This window comes from Serratia nevei (assembly GCF_037948395.1).
Lineage (GTDB): Bacteria > Pseudomonadota > Gammaproteobacteria > Enterobacterales > Enterobacteriaceae > Serratia > Serratia nevei.
In genome coordinates this window covers 3,321,737-3,347,566 of the sequence record NZ_CP149940.1, presented here as the reverse complement: position 1 = coordinate 3,347,566, position 25,830 = coordinate 3,321,737, and the positions used below count along the sequence as shown (strand labels likewise).

Annotated in this window: 18 protein-coding genes; 17 read left to right on the top strand and 1 reads right to left on the bottom strand. The window is 58.0% G+C overall.

The window, feature by feature from the left end; all coding sequences use genetic code 11:
- The first annotated feature begins 147 nt into the window (after nucleotides 1-147).
- The 5 genes from V8N38_RS16035 (at nucleotide 148) to V8N38_RS16015 (ending at nucleotide 7,517) form a co-directional block, all read left to right on the top strand.
- Nucleotides 148-2,238, top strand: coding sequence for a TonB-dependent siderophore receptor (locus V8N38_RS16035; RefSeq protein ID WP_244951327.1), 2,091 nt, complete (start codon nucleotides 148-150; stop codon nucleotides 2,236-2,238).
- A 21-nt stretch (nucleotides 2,239-2,259) separates the two neighbouring features.
- The gene (locus V8N38_RS16030) at nucleotides 2,260-3,099 is read left to right on the top strand and encodes an iron-siderophore ABC transporter substrate-binding protein (RefSeq protein ID WP_244951325.1); all 840 of its coding nucleotides are present in this window, start codon (nucleotides 2,260-2,262) and stop codon (nucleotides 3,097-3,099) included.
- Complete coding sequence (gene fhuB, locus V8N38_RS16025; protein ID WP_147840151.1) at nucleotides 3,092-5,077, top strand: Fe(3+)-hydroxamate ABC transporter permease FhuB; 1,986 nt, start codon at nucleotides 3,092-3,094, stop codon at nucleotides 5,075-5,077. Before V8N38_RS16030 ends, fhuB begins: the two co-directional genes overlap by 8 nt.
- 28 nt (nucleotides 5,078-5,105) lie before the next feature.
- On the top strand, nucleotides 5,106-6,722 hold the full coding sequence (locus V8N38_RS16020; protein WP_060420432.1) for a cyclic peptide export ABC transporter: 1,617 nt from the start codon (nucleotides 5,106-5,108) through the stop codon (nucleotides 6,720-6,722).
- 162 nt (nucleotides 6,723-6,884) lie between these two features.
- Nucleotides 6,885-7,517 carry a helix-turn-helix domain-containing protein gene (locus V8N38_RS16015; RefSeq protein WP_038872328.1) on the top strand — a complete coding sequence of 211 codons (633 nt, stop codon included), beginning with the start codon at nucleotides 6,885-6,887 and terminating at the stop codon, nucleotides 7,515-7,517.
- 57 nt (nucleotides 7,518-7,574) lie between these two features.
- Here V8N38_RS16015 and V8N38_RS16010 read toward each other — a convergent pair whose 3' ends face one another.
- Nucleotides 7,575-8,009: a DoxX family protein gene (locus tag V8N38_RS16010; RefSeq protein ID WP_060439584.1), complete on the bottom strand. Its 435-nt coding sequence runs from the start codon at nucleotides 8,007-8,009 to the stop codon at nucleotides 7,575-7,577.
- A 1,675-nt stretch (nucleotides 8,010-9,684) separates the two neighbouring features.
- Here V8N38_RS16010 and V8N38_RS16005 point away from each other — a divergent pair.
- The 12 genes from V8N38_RS16005 to V8N38_RS15950 all read left to right on the top strand — a co-directional run bounded on the left by V8N38_RS16005 (nucleotide 9,685) and on the right by V8N38_RS15950 (nucleotide 25,830).
- Nucleotides 9,685-10,650, top strand: a complete 966-nt coding sequence (locus V8N38_RS16005) for an ImpA family type VI secretion system protein (protein ID WP_147840152.1) — start codon at nucleotides 9,685-9,687, stop codon at nucleotides 10,648-10,650.
- Nucleotides 10,651-10,674: 24 nt separating this feature from the next.
- A complete protein-coding gene (tssB, locus tag V8N38_RS16000) occupies nucleotides 10,675-11,232 on the top strand; it encodes a type VI secretion system contractile sheath small subunit (RefSeq protein ID WP_038872309.1) in 558 nt (185 codons plus the stop codon).
- Nucleotides 11,229-12,755, top strand: coding sequence for a type VI secretion system contractile sheath large subunit (tssC, locus tag V8N38_RS15995; protein ID WP_019456177.1), 1,527 nt, complete (start codon nucleotides 11,229-11,231; stop codon nucleotides 12,753-12,755). Before tssB ends, tssC begins: the two co-directional genes overlap by 4 nt.
- 231 nt (nucleotides 12,756-12,986) lie before the next feature.
- Nucleotides 12,987-13,511, top strand: coding sequence for an Hcp family type VI secretion system effector (locus V8N38_RS15990; protein WP_004935369.1), 525 nt, complete (start codon nucleotides 12,987-12,989; stop codon nucleotides 13,509-13,511).
- 81 nt (nucleotides 13,512-13,592) lie between these two features.
- Complete coding sequence (locus V8N38_RS15985; protein WP_038872306.1) at nucleotides 13,593-14,039, top strand: type VI secretion system baseplate subunit TssE; 447 nt, start codon at nucleotides 13,593-13,595, stop codon at nucleotides 14,037-14,039.
- Nucleotides 14,040-14,050: 11 nt separating this feature from the next.
- A complete protein-coding gene (gene tssF, locus V8N38_RS15980; protein ID WP_055317104.1) occupies nucleotides 14,051-15,892 on the top strand; it encodes a type VI secretion system baseplate subunit TssF in 1,842 nt (613 codons plus the stop codon).
- Nucleotides 15,885-16,913 carry a type VI secretion system baseplate subunit TssG gene (gene tssG / locus V8N38_RS15975; RefSeq protein ID WP_102984435.1) on the top strand — a complete coding sequence of 343 codons (1,029 nt, stop codon included), beginning with the start codon at nucleotides 15,885-15,887 and terminating at the stop codon, nucleotides 16,911-16,913. The genes tssF and tssG overlap by 8 nt, the downstream gene beginning before the upstream one ends.
- Before the next feature lie 16 nt (nucleotides 16,914-16,929).
- On the top strand, nucleotides 16,930-19,515 hold the full coding sequence (tssH, locus tag V8N38_RS15970; protein ID WP_149506518.1) for a type VI secretion system ATPase TssH: 2,586 nt from the start codon (nucleotides 16,930-16,932) through the stop codon (nucleotides 19,513-19,515).
- Nucleotides 19,516-19,579: 64 nt separating this feature from the next.
- A complete protein-coding gene (gene vgrG, locus V8N38_RS15965; protein ID WP_087763132.1) occupies nucleotides 19,580-21,841 on the top strand; it encodes a type VI secretion system tip protein VgrG in 2,262 nt (753 codons plus the stop codon).
- A gap of 12 nt (nucleotides 21,842-21,853) precedes the next feature.
- On the top strand, nucleotides 21,854-24,079 hold the full coding sequence (locus V8N38_RS15960; protein ID WP_187181578.1) for a DUF2169 domain-containing protein: 2,226 nt from the start codon (nucleotides 21,854-21,856) through the stop codon (nucleotides 24,077-24,079).
- On the top strand, nucleotides 24,069-25,223 hold the full coding sequence (locus V8N38_RS15955; RefSeq protein WP_244951337.1) for a pentapeptide repeat-containing protein: 1,155 nt from the start codon (nucleotides 24,069-24,071) through the stop codon (nucleotides 25,221-25,223). Before V8N38_RS15960 ends, V8N38_RS15955 begins: the two co-directional genes overlap by 11 nt.
- Nucleotides 25,216-25,830, top strand: coding sequence for a DUF3540 domain-containing protein (locus V8N38_RS15950; RefSeq protein ID WP_019456420.1), 615 nt, complete (start codon nucleotides 25,216-25,218; stop codon nucleotides 25,828-25,830). Before V8N38_RS15955 ends, V8N38_RS15950 begins: the two co-directional genes overlap by 8 nt.

The window sequence follows — 25,830 nt, the reverse complement described above, 5'->3', positions numbered from 1 at the left end:
GCGACATCCTGACTGTCGGTAGCGCCATTCTGCCATGAACGGGCTTCTCTTTTAAAGTTGAATAATTATCATTTCCATCAAATTCTACTAACAGTCGGAAAGGCGAAGAGACAGATGGGCAAATTTTTCAGGGAAAAACCGTTGAAAGTGCTGGTATATACGATAATCGCAGGCTATAGCGGGCAAGCCTTTACCGCGGATGGCGGGCAGAATACCACAAAAGAAGAGACGCTGGTGGTGAGCGCGGCGGCGTCTCAGGATCAGGATGACGAGAGCACGCTGGTGGCGCACGGCGCCGCCTCCGCGACGAAGTCAAACCAGCCGATTAGCCGCACTTCACAGAGCATCTCTGTGGTGACGCAAGCAGAGATTGAAGCGCAAGCGGCGAAAAACGTCCCGCAGGCGCTGCGCTATGTTTCCGGCGTCAACTCGGAGAGCGCCGGACCGGATACCCGTTTCGACACCATCATCGTGCGCGGTTTTGAAGCCGACGAATACCTTGATGGCCTGCGGCTGCCGCGCGAAGCGTGGTGGAGCCGTCCGGCGTGGGATCCGTTCCTGCTGTCGCGCATCGAAGTGGTCAAAGGCCCTTCCTCGGTACTGTATGGCCAGGCGAATCCCGGCGGGATCGTCAACCTGGTCAGCAAAACGCCGCAGGCGACCCCGTCCGGTGAGGTGTATGTCAGCGCGGGCAACGAAAACCAGTTTGGCGCCGGCGTAGACGCCACCGGGCCGCTGAACGATAACGGCACGCTGTTGGGGCGTGTGGCGGGGACCTTTTTTGATACCGAAACCCAGGTCGATCATACCCGCTATCAGCATTATGACATCGCGCCGTCGCTGACGTGGCAGCCGGATGCGCACACCAGCCTGACGATTATTTCGCAGCTGCGCAAAGATCCGGACAGCGGATTCTACAACCAGATGCCGCTTTCCGGCACCTTGACGCCCAACCCGTACGGCCACATCTCGACCCGTTTTTACGGCGGCCAACCGGGCTTCGACAAGTACGAACGCCAGCAGGGCAGCATCGGTTACCAGTTACGGCACGATTTCAACGATACGGTGACTTTCCGCCAGAATCTGCGTTACCTCAGCAGCACCGGCGACTATCTGATGGTCTATCCATGGGGTGTGCATGCGGATGCGCCGCTCATCGATCGCTATTCGATGAACCTGAAGGAGAGCATGACCAACTTCGCGGTGGATAACCAAGCTGAATTCCACTTTGATACCGGTCGGGTGAAACATACGCTGCTGACCGGGATCGACCGGATGCATACCTCGGTGCGCAGCCAGTCGGGCTACGGCGACGCCAGCCCGATTAACTTCCTCAACCCGGACTATAGCGTGCCGGTGGCCATACCGCCGCTCGATAGCAGTACGCACAATACGCTCGATCAAACCGGGCTCTATCTCCAGGACCAACTCGAACTGGGGAGCTGGATCCTGAACCTGGCCGGCCGTTACGACGCGGCGAAAACCAAAAGTATCGATCTGCTGAACGACGCTCGTACCGAGCGCAATGACTATGCAACGACCGGGCGCGCCGGACTGCTGTACCACTTCGATAACGGATTGGCGCCTTACATCAGCTATTCCACTTCGTTTGTGCCGAGCAGCAGCAATGACTTTTACGGCCACGCCTTTAAACCGACCGAAGGCAAGCAGACGGAAGTGGGGTTGAAATACGATCCGGTCGGGCTGGATGCCTTGTTTACCCTGGCGTTGTACGACCTGCGGGAAACCAACGTGGCGACCGCCGATCCCGATCACCCGAACTTCAGCGTGCAGACCGGCGAAGTGCGCTCGCGCGGAGTTGAGTTTGATGGCCGCATCAATATCACGCCGGCGTGGTCGGTGCTGGCATCGTACAACCTGACCGATCCGAAAGTGCTGAGTGCCAACGACGATACGCAGGGCAAGCGTCCGGTGGGCATTGCGCGCAATACCGCCAAGCTCTGGAGCCAGTATGCCTTTGACGGCGCGCTTGACGGTGTGACGCTGGGCGGCGGCGTGCGCTATGTCGGCACCAGCTACGCCACCACGGACAACAGCCTGAAGGTGCCGGCGGCCACGGTCTACGATGCGCGCGTCGGCTATCAGTGGCGCCAATGGCAGCTGGCGCTGAATGCCGCCAATCTCGGCAACAAAACCTATCTGGCTTCCTGCTCCAACAATGGCTGCGAGTATGCGCTGAAACGCCAGTACATCGCGACCCTCAGCTATAAGTGGTGACCGATGCTGTCGCGACGCAGGTTGTTGACCGCTCTCCTGTTGGCCCCGCTTTACGCGCGGGCTGACGCCGGCCGGCCGCCGCAAAAGCTGGCCGTGTTGGATTGGGGACTGACGGAAATTCTGTTGGCGCTGGGGGTGACTCCGGCGGGCGTCTCGGCGCCGGATTGGTATCGCAAGCTGATCCCGACGCCTGCGCTGCCTGCGTCGGCGTTGGATCTCGGCCTGCTGTTTCAGCCCAATCTGGAAACGCTGTACGCACTGCGGCCGGACGCGATTGTCATCACGCCGCAGCATGCGTTGTTGAAGCCGGCGCTTGAACGTATCGCGCCGACGATCGCGCTGCCGGCTCATGGGCTGGCGGAACTCATCATCGCCGCCCGGCAATTGGGCGAACGGCTTCAGCGGCAGCCTCAGGCCGCGCAGATATTGGCCAGCCTGAACGGCAAGCTGAGCCGCGCCTCGCTGCTGGCGCGGCAGGTTGAACGTCCGGCGCTACTCGCCGCCCCGGTAGATGCGCTGCACCTGCGGGTCTACACCGCAGGCAGTCTTCCCGGCGACGTATTGGCCGCCTGCGGGCTGCGCAACGGATGGCATGGCGGCGCGGGAGCGGAAGGCAGCGTGTTGGTGGAGCTGACCCGCATTGCCGATCTGAATGCGCGGCTGATGCTGTTGACGCCTGACGATCAGCGGGAGTCGGTGTCTCAATGGCGCCAAAGCCCGCTGTGGCAACGTCTGCCGCTGACCGCAGCGCACAACCTGAACCTGATAGAAGAAAACATCAGCGATGCCGGCGCCCTGATAACCGCCGGGCGCTTTGCCGATATTTTTACCGCGATGATGATGAGGTGGCGTGATGCATGAATCTTTTTCCCGCCGCCTTTCCTGGGGGGTAATCGCCGCGTTGTGGCTGACGTCGTTGCCGTTGGCGCTGACCGATATTCATCGGCAGGGCGGCATTGTCGCGTTGTTCTCCGAGCATAATCTCGATCCGGCGGCCATTATCCTGCATAGCATGTGGTTGCCGCGTCAGGGTATGGCGATGGTGGGGGGCGCTACGCTGGGGCTGTGCGGCTGGTTAATGCAGCGTGCGCTGCGCAATCCCTTGGCGGAGCCGATGACGCTCGGCATGACCGCCGGAGCGACGTTGGCGATGGGGCTGGCATCGTTGTGGCTGCCGTCGCTGCTGGTCGGCGCGCGCACCGCCGTGGTGATTGTCGGTGAGATTGCGGCGCTCGCGTGCGTGCTGGCGCTCAGCTGGCGTCAGCGCATGTCGCCGCTGGCGATGGTGCAGGCGGGCATCATGATCAATTTGTGGTGCGGGGCACTGACTTTGCTGATCGCCATTATCAACGATCGCTTTTTACTTCAGGTACTGATGTGGGGAGGCGGTTCGCTGGCGGTGGAAAACGGGCAAATTCTGCTGCGGATGTTGCCGTGGCTCGCCGTCTGCGTAGTGGGCCTGTTGTTCTTGCTGCGCCCGCTTGAACTGCTGCAACTGCCGGAAACCGTGGTCAGCAGCCTCGGTGCATCGCCGGTGCGCATCCGCGCCGCCGCGGTGCTGCTGGCGCTGACCATGAGCGCACTCATCATTAACGCCGTCGGCGTCATCGGGTTTTTGGGGCTCGCAGCGCCCCACCTGGCGCGCTTTGGCGGCGCGCGAACATCCCGGCAAATGGTGCTGCATACGGCGCTCATCGGTGCGGGCCTGCTGTGGCTGACCGATCTTTGCGTCTCTCGCGTGTCGTTGGAGAGCGGTCAGCTGCTGCCCGTCGGCATGCTGACCGCCCTTACCGGCGGCCCGTTGCTGATGCTGCTGGCGCGTTTTGCACGGCAGCAAAGCATCGATCTTGCACCGCCGTTGCCGGTGTCGCAGACCTCGCATCAACGACGGTTCATCTGGTTGTCGGCCGGCATTCTGGCTGCGGGGGTCGTGGTCTCCTTATGTTTCGGCCATGGATTGCAGCATTGGCACTGGGCGGAAAGAGGGGAGCTGGCGAACCTGCTGCCATTGCGATTGCCACGACTGCTGGCGGCGGTGAGCGCCGGTGCGCTGCTGGCGGGGGCCGGCGTGTTGATGCAGCGGGTGAGCGGGAACCCGCTCGCCAGCCCGGAAGTGCTGGGTATCGGCGGTGGCGCGGCCATGGGGGTTACGGCCTTCGTGTTTTTGCTTCCCGCTGGCGGCAGTGGCTGGCTGTTGGCGAGTAGCCTGGGGGGCGCGCTGATAAGCCTGTTGCTGACGTTGTGGAACAGCCGTCGAAGCGACTTTAATCCGCAGCGGGTATTGCTCAATGGTTTGGCGCTGAATGCACTATGCCAGGCCGCGGTCAGCATCGTGATGCTCAACAATCTTGCCGCAAGTGCGGTGTTGTTGCCGCTGATGACGGGCAGTACCTATTACGTCGGCGCGTCGTTGGCCCAAGGTGTGTTTGTCATCACGCTGGTTCTCCTGGCGCTGATGCCGCTGTTCCGCCGCTGGTTGGTGCTGTTGCCGATGGGCAACGTCGCCGGCGCGCTCGGGGTGCCACTGCCGCGCGCACGTTTCAGCGTGTTGGCGATGGCGGCAGTCATGACCGGGCTGGCGACGTTGCTGGTCGGCCCTGTGTCTTTCATCGGCCTGCTGGGGCCGCATCTGGCGCGCAAGATGGGCGCGAAAGGGCCGCTGATGCAGCTCTATACTGCCGCGCTGTTGTCATCCGCCATCATGACCGTTGCCGACTGGCTGGGGCGCAATGCGCTCTACCCGCGCCAGCTGCCGGTCGGGTTGGTGGCGTCGCTGATCGGCGTCCCCCTGCTGGTATGGCCGTTAATTCGCAATAAGACATTCCAGTCAAAACCATAAAAAGTGTGAGTATGAGCAAGGAATTTGCATGTCGGTATTAATGATGTTGTTTCGTATGGTGCGCGGTTGGCTACTGCTCGCCGTGGTCGCCGGTGTCGTCAGCGGGCTGTGCAATGCCTCTTTGCTGGCGATGATCAATCACGGTCTGACGCAATCCAATGAGGCTTCATGGCTGAGTCCGGGAGGCGATTTTGCGTTACTGACGCTGTTGATGCTGGCGGCGCGCGTGGTTTCTCAAACCACGTTTATGGCGCTGGGACAAAAGGTGAAGGCGCGCTTGCGCAGCGAACTGGTGCAAGACGTCAGCGAAACGCGCTGGCTGCTGTTGGAGAAAGCGGGAATGGCAAGAACGCTGTCCGTGCTGACACAGGATCTCGATACGCTGGTGGTGTTTTTCGTCAACCTGCCCAATCTGCTGATTTTCGGCGCCGTTATCGTTGGCTGCCTGATTTACCTTGGCAGCCTGTCATTGAGCGTACTGGCGCTGGCATTGGCGGTGATTGTCTGCGGCAGCTTGGGCTACCGCGCCGCGCACGGCCCCGCGATGCGTTTGTTGCGCCGATCGCGTCAGCGGGAAGATACGCTGATTCAGCAATGCAAAAAATTGTTTGACGGCGCGAGGGAGTTTCGGCTTAACGCGGTGCGTCGCCGTCAATTCGTCAGCGGTGAACTGGCGCAAAATATTGACGCGGTTCGCCGGGAGAGAACCCGCGGTTATGTGTTGTACGGTTTGGCGAGCAGTTGGGGAAGCGCGTTGTTTTTCGCTTTCATCGGCCTGGTGTTGTTCAGCTTGCGCGACGGGCTGGCTTTGGACGAGCGGGCGCTTACCGGCTATATCATGGTGTTTCTGTATATGATTGTGCCGGTCGAAGGGCTGTTATCCGCGCTGCCCACCCTGGCCGGTGCGCGGGTGGCCATGCAGCGGGTACAGTCGCTGCGCGCGCAACTCAGGCCCGAAGTTCCACAGCGCCATTTTACGCCCCCTCCTTTTGCTTCGTTGGCGTTGGATAATGTCCGTTACCAATATCAGAACGAAGAAGGGGAGCATTTCACCCTTGGCCCGCTGAATATGCACATTGCGCCCGGTGAACTCATTTTTATCGTCGGTGGCAATGGCAGCGGCAAGACGACGTTGGCGAATCTGCTGGTGGGAATTTATCCTCCCGATAACGGCGCGATTTTGCTTAACGGTGAGCCGGTCAGCGACGATCTTCTGGAAATATACCGTCGGCATTTTTCGGTGGTGTTCAACGACTTCTTTCTTTTTGACGATGTGGCGTTCGTCACTGAGCGCACGCCAAAGCAGGTCGAACATCTGCTGCGCCTGCTGAAGTTAAGCCATAAAGTCAGTTTTGCCCACGGCCGTTTTTCAACAATCGCGCTCTCTCAAGGGCAGAGAAAACGGCTGGCTTTACTGCAGGCGTGGTTGGAAGAGCGCCCGGTTTATCTGTTTGATGAGTGGGCCGCCGATCAGGATCCGGAGTTTAAGGCGGTGTTTTATCTTGAACTCTTGCCGATGCTGAAGGCCGAAGGCAAAACGGTCATCGCGATTACTCACGACGATCGCTATTTCTACCTGGCGGATCGCATCATCAAGCTGGAATCGGGGCTGGTGGTCCCATCGACGCATGGCGTGCCGTCATGATGCACATTGCTTTCACCCAGCACGATATTGGGCTTTTTTCCCTCATGCTTGATGATTCGCCCCGGCTGTCCTCTGCACAGTGAACGCGGTGATAGTGTACTGTTGCCCGCGGGTAAGGTAATTTGCTGATGGCAATGATGACTGACGCGGGGGCTAACGGGCATGAACGAGAAAATCGACTATCACATCGAGAAATACCATTTCGCGCCGCTGGATGAGGCCCCCAGACTCGCGCACCAGTGGAGCGAGGTGCTGAACGAGTGCCGCGAGACGCAGGCCGGAGCGGAGGAGCGTCTGCGCATTGCGCTGCTCAACGTGGATTATGTGACCAGTTTCGAACTGCCTTTCCGGTTATTGCTGGTGCGGGCGCCGCAGCTGATCGCCGGAATACGTGAGGAGCTGCCGCTCAGCCAGAAGAATGTGGTGTTCAACGGCAAGCGTTTCGGCTGCGTCTACAGCCTGAAAAGCGATTTGAGCGGCGTGCCGGAGGCCTTTCAGTACAGCCTGTCGACCCGCATTCACCGCCGGGCGGCATCGGGCGTGGACGCGCTGCCATACCGGGAAATCGCCAAGGCGCTCAAGGCGCCGCGTGAGCGGCTCAGGTTGGCGCTCGAGCAAGGGCTGCCGGTAACGGCGCTGGACGGATTGTTCTGGTTCGGCATCCAGCGCATTGCCGCCGAGGTGCGCAGGCTAAGAAAAACCGGCATGGCGATCGTGACGGCGGAAACGGAGATCTTCGACACCCTGACCGGCACCACGCGTAAGGTCCCGGTGTACCGCCTGGCCGAGAGTTAATTGTCGTTTCCGCACAGAGGAGGTTCGAATCAGGAACCTCCTTAATCATGGTACCGCTTACCGATAGGCTTCATTGCGCGCAATCGTGTATTTGCCGCTGCCCAGCAGCAGGATGGCAAGCCCGCCCATAAAGAACACCAGTTCGTTTTCAATGCCCCAGGCGCCGACGTCGGTAACGGTGAACACCTTGCCAGTGCCCACCATCAAAAACGCCACTACCAGCGTAAAGGCGTAAACCAGCGCGGCGGGGCGGGTGAACAGCCCCAAAATGATCAGTATCGGCGCCAGGATCTCGCCCACGTACACGCCATAGGCGATGAAGGCGGGCAGCCCCTGTTCCTGCAGCGCGCCGGCGATCCAGCCGACGCCATGCTGAATTTTCGCTACGCCGTGAAACAGCATCAGCCCGCCGAAGGTCAATCTGAGCGCCAACTTGCCGGCGTCCGGGCGATCAAAAAGACGAGTGAATGCCGCATTCAGTGATTTAACCATGGCCTTTTCTCCTGAATAGGAATGATTTTCAATCAATGTACCAGTCAGGTGAATGCGAAAGATGTCCTGGATCAGTAAAACGGTGGGCTTCGCGCCGACTTTTCGCGTGAGGTGGAGGGATAGTTGAAAGGCGCGGCTCTCTCAGGGAGTGCACGTTCAAGGGGGCAGGGGAGGTTACGTTCCACTTTTTCACCCGCAATAACATTCTCACACCGGCTGAACGTAGGGTAAAAAAAGTCTCTGGGCCGTTTTCATGCGTTACCTGGTTATGCCGCCGCACATTCTCTTTATGTCTGTTTTTACCCCCGGAGTCGCGACGGCGTCACTGTGTGAGGATGGCGGCAACATAAAGATCAATAAGGTTTTTTTCCTTAATAATAATCGACGACTCGCGTGTGATATAACCCTATAGGGTTAATCTTGTTTTTATTTTGTACTGCTAACTAATTAGCGGTTCTTTTTCGCCATCTTATTGGGAATTATCTTGCTTATTTTGTTTTGCGAAAGTTGATCCTGTGGGAAGGAATGTTGCCCGTTGCATTTATTTCCGATTTTTTCCTTGTTTTTTGATGTGAATTCAACGGTGAAGAGATTCCGACTGATTTTATGAGTGGCATTATGATCGGCTGTAAACTTTGGTGAACTATTTTTATCAGACTAAAAATAATAGAAATACTGATTTTTCAAGCTATTGAATTGTTTAATAATTGTATATTATTTTGTTAATTTTTTATTAAAAAAATAATATTTTTCCTTGATATTGGTTTTGGCTTTGCTAGTATCAAATTAGTGGTCTTATCAGTTAGGAAAACATCCCTTGAGCATGGAGTGGATCGCTGGCCATAACGAGGTTATCGCCGTCACAAGATTGAAGTGGTTATTTTGCCGGCAGGTGAAATGATATTATTCATACCACTTTATCGAACCCAGCGATTTTTTAGATGCTGACTCAGTGCTGGCCTGGCGTAAAAGAATAGGTCGGTGAATGGGGGATGAATCTTAAGTTAATCTGATCATTACCCTGGGTTAACTATAAAAAATGTGCTTTATCAACCCAGCTGTTTGCGCGCCAATACCGTGTTAGGTGCGCCACGGCGGAATGTTAACTCAGAACCTAAGCTTTAAAATTAATAATCAAAACTCTCGCCAAATTGTTTATTTTCACACCAGGTTTCGCATTTGTAAGTACTGAGTGCTGGAAATGAAAGTCACACTGTCATCGTGTTCTCATGATCATTGCGTGCTACCCGATCGCAAGAAACGAATGACTGTCATGCTTGTATGAAAAAATTTCACTATTTACCATAGTTACCATTTGATTGTTAAATTATTTGTATTCTGAGGTTTTATTGGAATTATCCTACCAACGGAGAAACGTTGTTTTTAGGGCATTTTTTGATTTTTTTCCTATTATTAGCTTGCATAATTATTGCTTGTAACTTATTGATTTTAAAATCAAAAAATAAATATGTAAATGTAAAATAGTTTAAACCGATCACTGCGTTTTTATTGATAGGTTTAATCTATTATTGTTGTTAATATTAATACATCTAAACAATTTGCGGGCTTGGTGACGACTAATTACGCTAAAAGGACTCTGGGAAAGACTGGCGAATGTAAAAGCCCATTTTTATAGGCTTTATGTTTGTAGTGCTGATGAAAAGGATATCAGGCCATGAATGAAGTCATCTCAACAGCAGTTAACGGCGTCGAATTTGACCCTCGATACAGTGAAATTGAATTCACGTTATCGGAATTTGACAGCCAAACCGATCCGCTGAATGCCGTGGATAATGCACGCGACATCAATTGGCATGCTATTCGCGAGCAATCTGCCGCCTTACTTGAACAGTGCTTCGATTTACATGTCGTGCTGTGGTTTATGCGCGCTAACCTTCATATCGATGGTTTTTCGGCTGTCTATCAAGGCATCACGGCTATCGACGGCAAATATGCCGAAGAGGGAAGCACCATTTTCCCTCAGGCCGATATGGAGCCGGCGACGGACAGCTTCCATGCGGCCGCGTTAGGCTGGCTCGCCACCTCGTCCTGCCTGCACGAAATCAAAAACAGCAAGATCTTCCCCGATACGCCGTTAACCACCGATGAACTGCTCAATATGCGAATGGACGAGCAGGAAGGCAAAAGCCTGCATTTTTCGGAAGTGGTGAAGGTGTTGGGGCAGGCTGACAGCTATTTTGCCGGCAGAAATATGCCGTCATTAAAAGAACAGCTGTCGCAGGGAATCGACGCCTTGGAGCGCGTGGAAAACTACGCCAACCTGCAGGCTGAAGATTACCGTCTGGACTGCCGCCAGGTACGCGACTATTTAGCGCTCTTCAGCCGCCAACTGCTCTCTCTCGAACAGCAGGAATTGCCGGAGGAGATCGGCGCTGCGCCGGCCGACGCGGAAGCGGCGGAGGCGCCGGCCACCCTGCCTGGCAAATATATCCGTTCCCGGCAGGATGTCATCTTGCTGTTGGACCAGGTTTTGGACTATTTCCAAAACTATGAGCCCAGCCATCCGGCCCCCATTCTTATTCGACGTTCACAAAAAATGATCGGTATGGACTTCGCGACGATTGTTGAGGAGCTTTTGCCGGAATCTCTGGCCTCGTTAAATCAATTGTCCGGGAAGTAATTTTTCTCACAAAGGAGTTTTCCAATGGCTAAGGACTCAAGCTCTCAGAAATTTATCGGTAAAAATAACGCGCCCCGCGTGCAAATTGAATATGACGTAGAGCTCTACGGTTCACAAAAGAAAGTAGAGTTACCTTTTGTCACGGGGGTCATGTCCGATCTCTCTGGGCATCGGAAAAAACCTTTGCTGCCGATCGAAGAGCGAAAATTCCTGACGTTCGATCAGGACAATTTCAACGATCGCATGCGGGCCATTAAACCTCGTCTTCAATTTTACGTGGAGAATACCTTGAGTGAGGATGATGCGCTGCTGGACGTGGAATTAGAGTTTGAATCGATGGAGGATTTTTCGCCCGGCGCCATCGCCAAACGGGTTCCGCAGATGCAACGCCTGCTGGAGGCCCGCGAACATCTCACGGAACTGATCACGTATATGGATGGCAAATCCAGCGCGGAAGAGGTGGTGAAGAATCTGCTGGAGAAGCCCGATTTTCTGCATCGTTTGGTGACGGATGCACGTAAAACGGTCGCGGATGCGGAACAGGATGTGCAGGATTCCGGGAATAAAGGAGATGAGGAATGAGAGCGAGGCAACGACGCTATTCAGCTAAGCAGCAGGCAACGGCAGTCGCTGAAGTTGAAACGCAGGAAACGGAAAACGAGCTTGACGGTCTGCTCAAGCGTTCGTTCCGGCCCAGAACGAACGAGGCCTCAGAAGCGGTTCGTCGGGCCATCGGCACGCTGTCCGAATATGCCAACCAGGGCAAGGTCAAGGTCAGCCAGGATGTCGTATTGACCATTGAATCGCTGATCGCCCAGATCGACGAGCAGCTTTCGCAGCAGATGAACAATATCTTGCACCATAAGGAGTTCCAGAAGCTGGAGTCCGCCTGGCAAGGTCTGAGTTATCTGGTCGACAATACCAACGTCAGCGAAACGCTGAAGATTCGGGTATTGAACATCAGTCAGGATGAGCTGACGCGCAATCTGCGGCGCTACCGAGGATCGGCCTGGGATCAAAGCCCGGTGTTCAAACAAATTTATGAACAAGAGTATGGCCAGTTTGGTGGCGAGCCGTTCGGCTGCATCATCGGCGATTTTGAGTTCGATCACAGCCCGATGAGCGTGACGCTGCTGACGGAGCTGGCGAAAATTTCCGCCGCCTCGCACTGTCCGTTTATTTCCGCCGCTTCGCCGTCGCTGCTGCAGATGAGCAAGTGGAACGAATTGGGCAACCCGCGGGATATCGGCAAGATTTTCACCACGCCGGAATACGCTTCCTGGCGCCGCCTGCGCGAAAGCAACGATTCGCGTTATCTGGTGCTGACCATGCCGCGTTTCCTGTCGCGTTTGCCTTACGGTGCGAAGACCAACCCGATCGAAGAGTTCGCTTTCGAGGAGGCCGTCAGGCCGGATATGGATGATGATTTCTCCTGGGCCAACTCGGCGTATGCGATGGGCGTCAACATCAACCGCGCCTTCCATGAGTACGGCTGGTGTTCGAAAATCCGCGGCATCGAATCCGGCGGCTCGGTGGAGGAACTGCCCGCCTACGCGTTCCCTTCCGATGAGGGCGGTTATGAGCTGACGTGCCCGACGGAGGTCGCCATTTCCGATCGGCGCGAGCAAGAGCTGTCAGACGCCGGGTTCTTGCCTTTGGTGTATCGCAAACATTCTGATTTCGCCGCCTTTATCGGTTCTTGCACCATGCATGCCCCGGCGAAATATGAAGATCCGGATGCGACGGCCAACGCCAAGCTTTCCTCCCGGCTGCCGTACATTTTTGCCACGTGCCGCTTTGCACACTATTTGAAATGCATCGTACGCGACAAAATCGGTTCTTTCCGTTCCAGAGACGATATGCAGCTGTGGCTGAATGACTGGCTGATGAATTACGTGGATGGCGATCCTTCCGTGTCGACGGAAGCGACGAAAGCGCGTCGTCCCTTGGCCGCCGCCGAAGTTCGCGTTGAGGATGTTGAAGACGATCCGGGTTATTACCGCGCACATTTCTATTTGCGCCCGCATTACCAGTTGGAAGGCATGACCGTGTCCTTGCGATTGGTATCAAAACTTCCGTCAGCCAAAAAAGATGGGAGCAGATAAGTCACGGCTGGTCATTGGTTTGGATATTGCCGACGTTAATTATTAAATGGCGTGGGTGAGAATTGATATTTCATTGAAATTTAGCGGCGTTATTCTCTGCGCCATGGCTATTTATTAATGGCTAATGGGTTCCCATTGTCGCTATTTCAATGATTGCGTAGGCAATATAACGACTTATCTGAGTAGACATTTCAATTAACGTAGTAGGACCTATCAGTCAAGGAGACAAAAATGAGCACTAAAGCTTTAGTAGACTATTTTTTGAAGATTGAAGGTGTTGACGGTGAATCCCCTGACCAAACTTATCCGGGATGGATTCAGCTGCAAGCCTGGCAATGGGCGGAGGAAAATGCCGGGCGCTGGGGATTCGGCAGCGGCGGTGGTTCCGGCAAAGTCGAAATGAAAGACTTTGAATTCCGTATGGTAAGCAATAAGGCTTCGCCGAAGCTGTTTCTGATGTGCGCCACCGGCGAGCATATTCCTCAGGCAAAACTTGTTTGCCGTAAATCAGGCCAGGGTCAGCAAGACTTTATTGCCGTGACCTTCAGTAACTGCCTGGTTTCCTCATTCAAGACCGTGGGTAATATGCCGCTGAACTCCACCATCGGTACTGAAATCGATACCGTGCTGCCCACCGATGTTATCAAGCTGAATTTCGCACGTATCGAAGTTGAGTACAAAGAGCAAAACAACGATGGCTCCATGGGTGCGGTGATTAAGACGGGGTATGACCTCAAGCTTAACGCCCGCATCTGATCATTGATGTCGTAACACTTATTGCAGGCCGTCTGCCCGCAGATCTTGCGGGCAGACACACTCATTACCGCGAGGTGTTAAATGAAAGCGTCATTACCCATGCTATTCGATAAGCTCAGCGTGAGAAGTCAAAGCGGCAGCGCCGATAATTGGCGGCGCGTCCTGGTGCGCGATATCGAATTCTTATTGAATGACGCATCGCGCAGCGCAGATTTAAAACTTCACGATTATGCGCACAGCGAAAGCTCGGTATTGAATTATGGCCTGCCGTCGCTGAGCCAACGAATACCGATTAATACCGATCCGCTAACGCTGGCGAGACATATACAAAGAATCATTACGTCTTTTGAGCCACGGCTGGATCCGAAAACGATTCGCGTGGTGCCGGTAGTGAATGAGCGTCAATCGTATGTATTGGCGATCTTATTCGATATCTATGGCACCTGCTCATTACCGGGTGACGAAATGCTGGTGAATTTGCGCATAGCTCTTGATTATTCCTGTGGCGCCGTACACGTATTTGATTAATAGAGGTGACTATGTTCAGTGAGCGTTTTCTCCAATTATATAATGATGAGCTGCGTTATTTTCGCGAGGCCGGCCGTCAGTTCGCCTCTTCGCATCCCCAGGTCGCTCAGCATTTAGGCATGCATATCGACGGCGTGCTGGATCCTTTCGTCGAGCGCCTGTTGGAGGGCTCTGCTTTTCTTTGCACCCGCATCCAGGAAAAGCTGAACAACGAGCAGCCAGAATTCGCCTTGCAAATGCTTTCGCGCCTGGCGCCCTTGTGGTACACGCCGGTTCCCGCGATCGCCACCGTCGCGATTAAGCCCGATCTCTCTTTTCCCCAGTGGCATAGCCAGGTCGACCTGCCGCGCGGGAGCCGAATGACCCTGAACGATATCTCGCTGAACAACAAACCCGCCACGTTCACCACGGCGCGGCATATTAAAGTGCAGCCCGTTGAGATTGCGCTGGCGGAATGCGAAATCCTGCCGCCTCACCATTTGCCCGACGGCGCCGCCAGGCATATGCAAGACTGTTCGGCCTACGTCAGAATCGGCCTGACCACGCACGGCGTGTTGCCCGTCTCGGAACTGGATCTCGAGCCGTTGCACCTGACGTTGGCGGAAGATACGGTGCGGGCCAACCAGCTGATGGCCGCGCTGCTTAATCGCACCTTGCGCATCGTGCTATGGGCGAAAAACGACGATCGGCCGGTCATCAAAGTCTTGCAACCGGAAAGCCTGCGTCTGGGCGGCGTCGGCGACGAAGAGGCGCTGTTGCCCACCGCGGTGGGGGAATTGCCCGGCAACCGCCTGATGCGCGAGTACTTTGCGGCGCCGAGCCGCTTCTTCAGCCTGGAGCTGCATGGCGTGCGGGACTTTCTGCGCCAATGTGAACGCGTCCATGAATTCGAGATTTTGTTCGCGCTTGAGCAACGCCCGCTAACGCTGATCGGTCGCGTCAACGCCAGGGATTTTCATCTTTTCGCGACCCCGGTCATCAACCTGTATCGTCGCCATTGCTCGCCGGTGCTGCTGACGGGAGAGCGCACGGAGCATCAGCTGGTGGTCGATCGTTTGAACACCTCGCTGTATGAGATTCATAGCGTCAAACAGGTGAAGGGCATGCTGCCCGACGGCAACCCGGTGATTTTCTCTTCGCTGCAGGCCGACGTGCACTACGACTGCGAGCGGGAGCCGGCCGGCTATACGTTGCACCGCCGCCGGGAACCGTCGCCATCCAAATACAACAACCCGCACCTGCCCAACGAAGATACCTTTATCGCCATTTCGCCGGGCAAAAGCGGCATCGACATCGATGACATCACGTCGCTCAGCGTCGAGGCGCTGGTCTGCGAACGGCATCTGGTGCCTGCGCACCTGCAGCAACCGCATTTTCAGCTGGAAACGGCGATGCCGATCCACCAGGTGGAGATCGTCCGCTATCCGAGCAACCCTGTCGCGGTGCCTAACATCAGCCAGGCGTGGCAAGCGATCCAGATGCTGGCCTCCAATCCTTTGCGCCATGCGCGCCCTGACGTGCAGGATTGCTCGGCGCTGTTGCGCGACTGGCTGTCGTTGTTCTGCCATCAGGATGACTCCAGCCAGCGCAAACGCATCGCCAGCATCAAAAACGCCTGGGTGGAGCACCACTTCGAACGCAATCAGGGGCCGGGGCCGCTGGCCTGGATCCGCGGGGCCGAGATCGCCGTCAACCTAAGCGCCAACCATCATGCCGATCACGGTGCCTATCTGTTCGGCAAAATATTGCACCACGCGCTGAGCCAATACGGCGACCTGAACCAAACGTTGAGCATGAAGCTGTTGCTGGATGGGGAAACCCACGCCGACTGGGGGGCGCTCTACTATGGCTGATATGTCGCTGATGCGCGAAACGGCGCTGTCGTTGGAACAGGCGCCGGCGCCGGGGGCCCAAGGCGAAAGCGTGGGCCAGGCCGAAATCCGCGGGCTGTCCAATCGGCAGGATTTCTTCGAGCTGTTGCGGCGCATCGAGCGTGCGCAGCCGGATGCGCCGCGGCTCGGCGTCTCCAACGATCGCAGCCGCGAAAGGCTCTGCATCACCCAGCCGGCGGATATGGGTTTCGCCTCGCGTGAAATCGCCTCCATCGTACAACGCCCTACGCAGGTGCTGATTCAGGCGCGGCATTTCGGCATGTTCGCCCCTTACGGCCCGCTGCCGATCCATGTGACCGAGCACGCGCGCACCGAAGTCATCGCCAGGCGCAATCAGGCGTTCCAGCAGTTCGTCGGCATCGTCAGCCAGCGCTTCGCCGTACTGCATTACCGGGCCTGGGCGCAGCTGAAGGCGATGATCGGGCATGACCATGACGATGACAAAAACCCGTTTTTGCATCATCTGCGGCAGACGGTGGGCGTCGACACCACGTTGGCCGTGAACCCGCATATCCAGCGCCTGCGCGAAGCCTACCCCGGCATTTATCTGCCGGGCCGCCGCTCGCTGCGCCAGCTTAACAAGATGCTGGCGGCCTACTTCGCGGTTCCCATCGAAATTACGCCGCGCTACGCCAAATGGATCGACGACGGCAAAAAAAACGGCAGCCAAAAGCTGGGCAAGCTGGGGAGCACGCGCATCGGTAGCCGCTTTTTCGATGCCCAGTACGGCGCGCATATTCAAATCGGGCCGCTGGGGGCCCCGCATTATCAGCAGTATCAGCGCGGCAGCCGGCGGTTGCAGGCGCTGGTGAGCATCTGCCATGACTTCACGAGCCATCAGCTGATGTTGGACGTCAGCCTGCTGATCGCCACGGAGCCGAGCATGGCGGCGCAGCTGGGCGGCAAGTCGCTGAGTAAAGACAGCTGGCTGAAACCTAAGACAGGGACGTTTAGGCAGCTGGTTTATCAATCAACAACTTAATATAAGGAAATTTAAGGTGTATCAACGAGAACGTCTTTTTTCGCGATTGGGCCACTTTGCTTATCAGTCCTTCGTTGAAGCCACCAAGCTGTGCCGGACCTTCAGGCACGAATACGTGGAGCTTGAACACTGGCTGAAAGTCCTGGTGGACAAAGAACGCGGCGACTTGCCGCTGATCCTGGCGCACTACGCGATCAATATTCAGCGCGTAAGCGATGCGTTGGATCGCATTCTCCATACCTTGCCAAACCGGACGAATGCGGTGGTGGATCTGTCGACGCAGTTGGAAACGGTGGTGGAAAGAGGGCTGCTGATGAGCCAGCTCGCCGAAACGCCGTCCGGCGGCGTGCGCACCATCCATATCCTGGTCGGCATTCTGCAGGATCCCACGCTGCAGCGCAGCCTGTACCGGCTGAGCGAAGAGTTTAAAAAACTGCCGATCCCACAGCTGTTCGACGACTACCCGGCGATTCTGGCCGAGTCTGTCGAACAGGAGGAGGAGGAAGAAGAAAGCTACGGCGCGCTCGGCGAGGCGCCGGATGCGCCCGAGACGGTCGAGATACTCGATAAATGGTGTGCGGACCTGACTCGTCAGGCGCGCGACGGTGAAATCGACCCGGTGATTGGCCGCGAAGCGGAGCTGCGCCAGGTGATCGACATTTTGCTGCGTCGTCGGCAGAACAACCCGATTTTGGTGGGCGAAGCCGGGGTCGGCAAAACGGCGGTGGCGGAAGCGCTGGCCTGCAAGATAGCCCAAGGGCAGGTGCCGCCGCTGCTGCAGGGCGCCCGGCTGCTGTCTTTGGATCTGGGGCGCATGCAGGCCGGGGCGAGCATGCGCGGCGAATTCGAATCGCGCCTGAAAGCGCTGATCGACGCCATCGCGCATTCGGCCGTGCCGGTGATTTTGTTCTGCGACGAGGCGCATACGCTGGTGGGCGCCGGCGGGCAGGCCGGCACCGGCGACGCCGTCAACCTGTTGAAACCGATGCTGGCCAGGGGCGCGCTGCGCATGGTGGCGGCGACCACCTGGTCGGAATACAAACAGTTCATCGAGCCGGATGCCGCGCTGACGCGCCGTTTCCAGTACGTGCTGGTTTCAGAGCCGGACGAAGAGAATGCGGTGAACATGATGCGCGCCATCGCCCCGCATTTTGCGCAGCACCACAGCGTCAAGATCCGCGAGTCGGCGCTGCAGGCGGCGGTGCATTTATCGCTGCGCCATCTGCCGTCGCGGCAGCTGCCGGACAAGGCCATCAGCCTGCTGGACACCGCCTGCGCGCGGGTGGCGCTGAGCCAGCATGCGCAGCCTGAAAAAATCGAGTCGCTCGAGGCCGGGCTGGCGGTGAAGCGTACCGAAATGCACGGCCTGCAGGAAGAAAGCAAATTCGACGATCTGGCGCTCACCCGCATCAGCGAATTGCAGCAGACGCTCAGCGAGCTGGAAGGAGAGCTGGATGCGCTGCGTCAGCGGCAGGCGCAGGAGCAGCAGGCGGTCACCACCTTGCTCGATGCAGAGCAGCAGTCGCCGGATCGTTTGCCGCAGCTGGCCACCGAGTTGGGCGAGCTGCAGGACGGCGGTCTGCCGCTGGTGTATCCGTGGGTGGACGATCGCGTCGTGGCGGAGGTGTTGTCGGATTGGACCGGCATCCCCACCGGCCGCATGCTGCAAAGCGATCTGGACAATGCGCTCAACCTCAACCAACTGCTGAGTCGCCAGATTTTCGGCCAGCAGACGGCGATCGACGAAATCGCGCAGGCGGTGAGGATCTCCCGCGCCGGCATCCAGGCGCACGATCGGCCGTTGGGCGTTTTCATGCTGTCCGGCCCGAGCGGCGTCGGCAAAACGGAGACCGCGTTCGCCCTGGCGGAGGCGATGTACGGCGGCGCGCATAACCTGATCGTCTTCAATATGAGCGAGTTTCAAGAGTCGCACACCGTCTCCACGCTGAAGGGGGCGCCGCCGGGCTATGTCGGCTATGGCAAGGGCGGCAAATTGACGGAGGCGGTGCGGCGCAAACCCTATTCCATCGTGCTGCTCGACGAATTCGACAAGGCGCATCCCGATATCCATGAAGCGTTCTATCAAGTCTTCGACAAGGGCGTGATGGAGGACGGCGAGGGCCGCATGATCAGCTTCCGCCAGTGCTTTATTTTGATGACCAGCAACATCGGCGCCGGCGAAATAGAAGCGACGCTGGCGGAAACGCCGGAGCTGAAAACTGAGGCGTTGCGCCCGATGCTGCACGACGTCCTGGCGCGCTTTTTCCCGGCGGCGCTGTTGGCGCGCATGAACGTCATTCCTTACGTGCCGCTTTCCACCGAAGCGATAACCCATATCGCCACCAAACAGATTTCACGTTTACAGCAGCGTTTGCACAAAGAAGTGGGCGTGTCGCTGGTGCTGGAGGGCGACATCCCAGGCTGGATCGCCAAACGCATCAGCGCCCATCCATCGCGCGGAAGAGCGGTCGAGTCGCTGCTGCAGCAGGCGATCTTGCCGCCGATCAGCAATGAAGTGCTGCAGCGCAAACGGACGGGACAGGAACTGCAGAATATCCAACTCATGGTCGAGAACGATAGCTTAAGTGTTTATTTCGACTGATTTTTAATTTACCGCCGGCCCGCAAACGCGGGGCGGGGTTCGATATCGGATCAGAGAGGTTGTTATGCCTTTAATCGAAATTGATAACCCGGTGTTAGCCGAATTAAATGCGTTTCCACTCAGCTTCACCACCCAAGAAGGGTTGTCGAGCAACTCGCAATATTCGCTCGAATTCGAATGCGAACAGGCGGACGTGGATTATGAATCCTTGCTGGGTGAAGGGATCCGCATCCAGATTGAAAGGCCGGATTTCGGCTCGCGGCCTTTCTATGCTTACGTGATCGGCGCGTCCGATGCGGGGCAGCATCAGGATAAGTTCGTGTACAAACTGGAGCTGAGCACCTGGCTGTGGTTTTTGATGCAGAACCGCAACAGCCGTATTTTCCAGGATCTGAACGTGCTCGACATCATCGAGCAAATCTTCTCTCGCTATGGCTTTGCCGACTACCGTCTGGATATTCAAGGCACCTATCCGACGCGTGAGTATTGCGTGCAATTTTCCGAAACGGATTTTGCGTTTATCAGCCGCCTGCTGGAAGACGAAGGCATCTGGTATTACTTCGATCACGCCGAGGATAAGCACACGCTGGTGATCACCGACCGGCAGGATTTCGACGATCTGGATTTCGGTTACGCCGTGTTGCCGTTCATGCCGGACAGCGAAGAAAACCGCGCCATCCGCGAAGGGATCCAGCGCATCCAGCGTTCCCGCAAAGTGCGTCCGAATGAAATCGTGCTGCGTGACTTCGACTTCCAGAACCCGCGCAAGAACCTGCAAACCAAGGTGGAAGAGAGCCGCCTCGGCCTGCAGAACACGCCGCTGGAGTGGTACGACTACGCGGCGGGCTATGTGGATACTGAACGCGGCGAGAATCTGGCGCGTTTGCGCCTGGAAGAAATGCAAAGCGACGGCCACCTGCTGTTTGGCGAGAGCAACGCCGTCGGGTTGATGGCCGGCAAGGACTTCTCCTTGATTTTGCACCCGGACGCCAACCGCAACCGCCGCTTCAAACTGACCCGCTGCGACTATGTGTTCGTGCAAGATGGCCCCGACAGCAGCAGCGACGGCCGCAACGTGACCTGCCGTTTCAACGCGTTGAACGACGACGTGGCGTTCCGCCCGCTGCGCGAGACGCCCAAGCCGCAGATGCCGGGCATCCAGAGCGCCACCGTGGTCGGCGCGCCCAATTCCGAAGTGCATACCGACAAGTTTGCGCGCATTCGCGTGCACTTCCACTGGGATCGCTACAAAACCACCGAGGAAGACAGCTCGTGCTGGATCCGCGTGGTGCAGGCCTGGGCGGGGAAAGGCTGGGGCGTGATCGCCATGCCGCGCGTCGGCCAGGAAGTGTTGGTGACCTATGTCGACGGCGATCTCGATCGCCCGATGGTGACAGGTATCGTTTATAACGGCGATAACCCGCCGCCTTATCAACTGCCTGAATACATCAACTACTCGGGGATGGTGTCGCGCTCGCTGCGCTTCGGCAAACCGCAGCATGCCAGCCAGCTGACCTTCGACGACAACCGCAACAACGAACGCGTCATGCTGCACGCCGAACGCGATCTGCAAACCACGGTCGAGCGCAACCAGGCCACCGAGGTGGGGATGGACAAGTTCGACATCATCCGCCGCACCTTTACGGACTGGTTCACCAACCACGTTTCTTACAAGGATTACGTCTTCAGCATCACCGGGTTTGACGCGTCGATTAAGGGCGTCAGCGCCTCGATGACCGGCGTCAGCCTCACCGCCACCGGCGTCAGCACCTCGTTCACCGGCGTCAGTACCTCGTTCACCGGCGTCAGCACCTCGTTTACCGGCGTCAGCACGTCGTTCACCGGGTTGAGCACGTCATTTACCGGGCAGAGCACCAGCTGCACCGGCGTCTCCAACTCGATGACCGGCGAAAGCAACTCCTTTACCAGCATCAGCAACAGCATGACCGGCGAAAGCAACAGCTACACCACGGTCAGTACCAGCCAGACCGGCAGCAGCACCAGCTTTACCGGCGTGAGCGTGAGCACCACCGGCTCATCGACCAGCACCACCGGCTGCAGTATCAGCACCACCGGTTCCTCGACCAGCACCACCGGCTGCAGCATCAGCACCACCGGCAGCAGCGTGAGCACCACCGGCAGCAGCGTCGGCACCACCGGCAGCAGCGTCAGCAGCACCGGCAGCAGCGTCAGCAATACCGGCAGCAGCGTCAGCAATACCGGCAGCAGCACCAGCACGACGGGGGTGTCCATCAGCTACACCGGCGCGTCACTGTCCGAGACCGGCGTCGATTTGAAAAAAGTCGGGATGCAAAGCAAAAACTAACGAGGCGCGGCAATGAGAATCATACGGCCACAGCAATTGGTAGTGATTAAAGGGGGTTACCAGATCGGCGCAGACAGCCGGCTCGGCATCAGCGTCGTGGCCGGATGCTACCTGTCCCGACCGGAACACTTCGTGAACGAGGCCGAAATCTGGGAGGCGTGGAAGCGTGCGCCGCTCAGTCTGCCGGTGTTGGACGTTGCTGAGCCGAAGCCGTTCGCCGAATACCTGATCGCCGGCCATGCCGGCGTCGGGCAGCCGGTAAAAACGTTGGACGTCAGCGCCGACATCGGTGGGCTTAAGCGCCGTTGGCGGGTGGAGGGCGAAGGGCGACGCGGCGCGATGGGGGCGGAACCTTTCCTCAGCGTGCCGCTGGACCACACCTCGGCCTGGGGCGGTAAAGACAGCAAGGAGAACCCGGTGGGGCGCGGTTGCAATGATGGGCTGCGGCCGCTGCTGATGACCTTGTCCGCCGAAGGTTCCGCACAGGAGCGTTCCCCGCTGGCGGCGCCGGCGCCGGTGCCACACGAGTTTTCGCTGCGCAAGGCGCATATCGATAAGGTGGCGGGCCAGATCGCGAGCAAAGCCTATCTGGAGAAGGCGTTTCCCGGGTTGCCGGCCGATATCGATCGGCGCTATTACCAGATGGCGCCGCCGGCGCAGTGGCTGCCGGAAGCGGCGTGGCCGGATAGGGTGCCCTTCGAACTGCAGGGCGTCGGCGCGCAGAGCCAGGCGATTCGCGGCGAGCTGCCGGCGGTGCGCGGGCGGGCATTCATACGCCGCCACGATAGCGAAGGCCTCGAGGAAATCGAACTGCAGCGAAAAACGCTGTGGTTCCTGCCCGACAGCGACATGGCGCTGATTATTTTCACCGGCAATGCGCCGCTGACGCATCTTCTGGACGAGTCCATCGAGTCCCTGATGCTGGCGTTGGATCGTTGCGACGCGCCGCGCCCGTTCGATTATTTCCGGCAGGTGCACCATAAACGCAGCGACGACGACGCTTCGCCCTTCGAGTTCCTGTTCGATCCGGATCTGATGCCGGCGGAGATGGGGTTGAACGTCATCCAGGCGGCGTCGGATCACCCCAGCGATCTGCGTTACGATCCGTCGCCCACGTCTTTGGGCGACTCCGCCGTTTTCTATCAACGCATTCGCGAGGCGATTGCCTTGCACCAGCAACAGACGGCGGCGGAGCCCGCCCCCGTGACGTTGCCCGATTTGCCGGATCTGCCTGCCGAAGAGGGTAACGACGCGTTTTTCCCCGCTAGCGCGACCGTGGAAGGGAAAACCTTCACCGGATTGCGCAGCCCTGCGCTGTCGGACAAGCATTTTCTGCAATGCCGTTTTGAGCGCTGCGATTTTTCACAGGCCGTTCTGGAGAACTGCACCTTCGAAAACTGCGTTTTTGATGCGGTCAACCTGACGCAGGCGGCGCTGCGCCGGATCCGCATGGTGTCGTGCACCCTGCAAAAGCCGCTGATGGCGGAAAGCGTATGGCAGGAGGCGGTCCTCGAAAAAGTGACGCTGGAAGAGCCGCAGGGGCAAGGCATGCGGGCCGAGGGCGTGAAGCTCGATTACTGCGTCTTCGAGCGGGGGGATTTCACCGCGAGCCGCTTTGAGCGCGGGGCGATTGGCAACGGCATGTTTAACGGCTCGACGCTGATCCGCGCGCAATTCCTGCAAGGGGAGCTGGACGCCTGCGTCTTCAACCGCTGCCTGGCCGAGGGGGCGGTGGCGCTGGATATGGCGTTAACCAAGAACTCGTTCCTCGGCGGCAATTGGCGCGGCGTGCGCTTCGAACGTTGCCGAATCGAGAGCATGACGGCGGGGATGCAGGTGAATTTCTCCCACGGCGTGTTCAGCGACTGCGGCTTCACCAAAGTGGGGCTGAAAGCGGCGCGTATGGAGAGGTGTCAGCTGCAGTACAGCGTTTTCACCGAATGCAATTTCGACGAGGCCGACCTGACGGCTTGCGCGATCGTCGGCTGCGACCTGGCCGGCGTGCGGTTTAAAGACAGCGTGCTGGCGCACGCCCGCTGGCAAAACAGCAGCGCCCAGCAAGCCATGTTTTATAACGCCGATTTGCGCGATGCGGGATTTGAGCAGTGCAACCTGGCGGCGGCGAATCTGGCGATGACCTGGCAGGACGCCGGCACCCGTTTCAGCGGGTGTTTGCTGGAGCGGGCGTGCTGGGTGCCGCGCAGAATTATTCAGGGGGACTATGCGCATGAAAACTGAAAGCCGCGTGATTCAGCAGGCCCTGCCTGACACCGAGGTGATTGAGCTGGAGATCGCTCAGGCGGTGTCGCAGACGCCGCCCCTGCCGCGAACCTTCAAAAAGCGGCGCTTCCACGATCGCGAGCTGAAAGGGCTGACGCTGAGCGACTGTTCTTTCATCGACTGCCATTTCGAGCGCGTCACGTTTGAAGGATGCGATTTGCGGGCGGTGCGCTTTGAGGGCTGCACCCTGAACCAGGTCAACGTGGTCGGCGGCAGCTTGCTGCGCCTGTCGTTCAACGAATGCCGGTTTGACAACCTGACGCTGCAACGGGGGCTGCTGTGCAATCTGGCGTGCAACGACACCACGCTGCGTGGGTGCTACATCGGCGACTGTCTGCTGGACGACTGCAGTTTGATCCAGTGCGAGGTCAACGGGGCGGAAGTCGAGCGCAGCAGCCTGGGGCACCTGGCCGTGCAGTCCAGCATCCTGACCAACATGATGTTCCAACAGGACATCATTCAGGACGCCAACTGGTATGCCTGTCAACTCACGCAGTGCCTGTGGCAGGCATCGACCCTCGAACGCCACATCATGGGGAGCTGCCGGCTGGAGAAATGCAGCTGGCAGACGATCGAGGGGCAGGCGCGCATCTGGTTCACCTGCCGCCTGTCGGGCTGCAACCTGGCCCAGCTGCGGCTGCAGGGCGCCAGCTTTCACCGCAGCGAGCTGGAAGGGTGCTCGTTCGCCGACAGCGATCTGACGTCGGCGATCTTTGCCGAAGTGCAGGCGCTGCGCTGCGATTTCGAGCGCGCGACGCTGACCCTGGCGCAGGCGCAGAAGGCCCGGTTCAGCGAATGCGCGATGAACGGCGCCCACTGGGGGCGCGCCAGGCTGACGCAGGCGGAGTTCAGGGCGTGCGATCTGGCGCTGGCCAACATGGAACAGGCCGAGATGCGGGAGGCGAACCTGATGGAACAGCCGTTGACCGCCGCCCAGCAACAGAGCGCCCGCCTGCATGGGGCGAAGCGTCATCGCGCCGAAAATGTGCCGCTTACCGCCGATCCGTTCTTGAGTGCGATCGACGCCTGGTATGCGCATCAACAACCGGGACCGCGGCAACCGTCGTATCAACGGCCAACAGGAGTAAGCAGATATGTATAAGTCCAGAAGAGAGCATCAGAAGGTCTATGCCAACGCCAGGGTGACGCCTTTGCAGTTGGTGCGCAGCGCTCCGCTTGCCGAACAAGGGGGGCGCAAGGTGGTGACGCTGGCGGCCGACGCCAATGGCGGCCTGTATGTCGATGGCATGCGCGCCCACTGCCTGGCGGTCGCCACCAGCTGCCTGGTTCAGCCGCTGGCGGGCGATCGCGTTTGCGTCATCGTCGACGGCGACAAATTGGTCATTACCGAGATCCTGTCGCGCCAACAGGCGCACGCCGTCATGACGCTGGACAGCCGCAGCGCCAACTTGCGCATCGTGGCGCCGGAGATCGAACTGCAGGGCGGCAAGCGGCTGACGTTGCGCAGCCCGCACTTTACGCTGCTGACGCGCAGTAGCCGCTGGGTCGCCGAAACGCTGCACCAAATCTCTCAACGCCTGTTTGTGCGCAGCAAGCACGCAAGCCGGCGGGTGGAGGAAACCGACGAGGTGCTGGCGAAGCACATCATTCAGGATGCCCGGCAATCCCTCGTCATCAACAGTGAAATTGGTTCCCTGAAGTCTTCGGCGGTGCTGAAGATCGACGGCGGCCAGATACATATGGGGTAA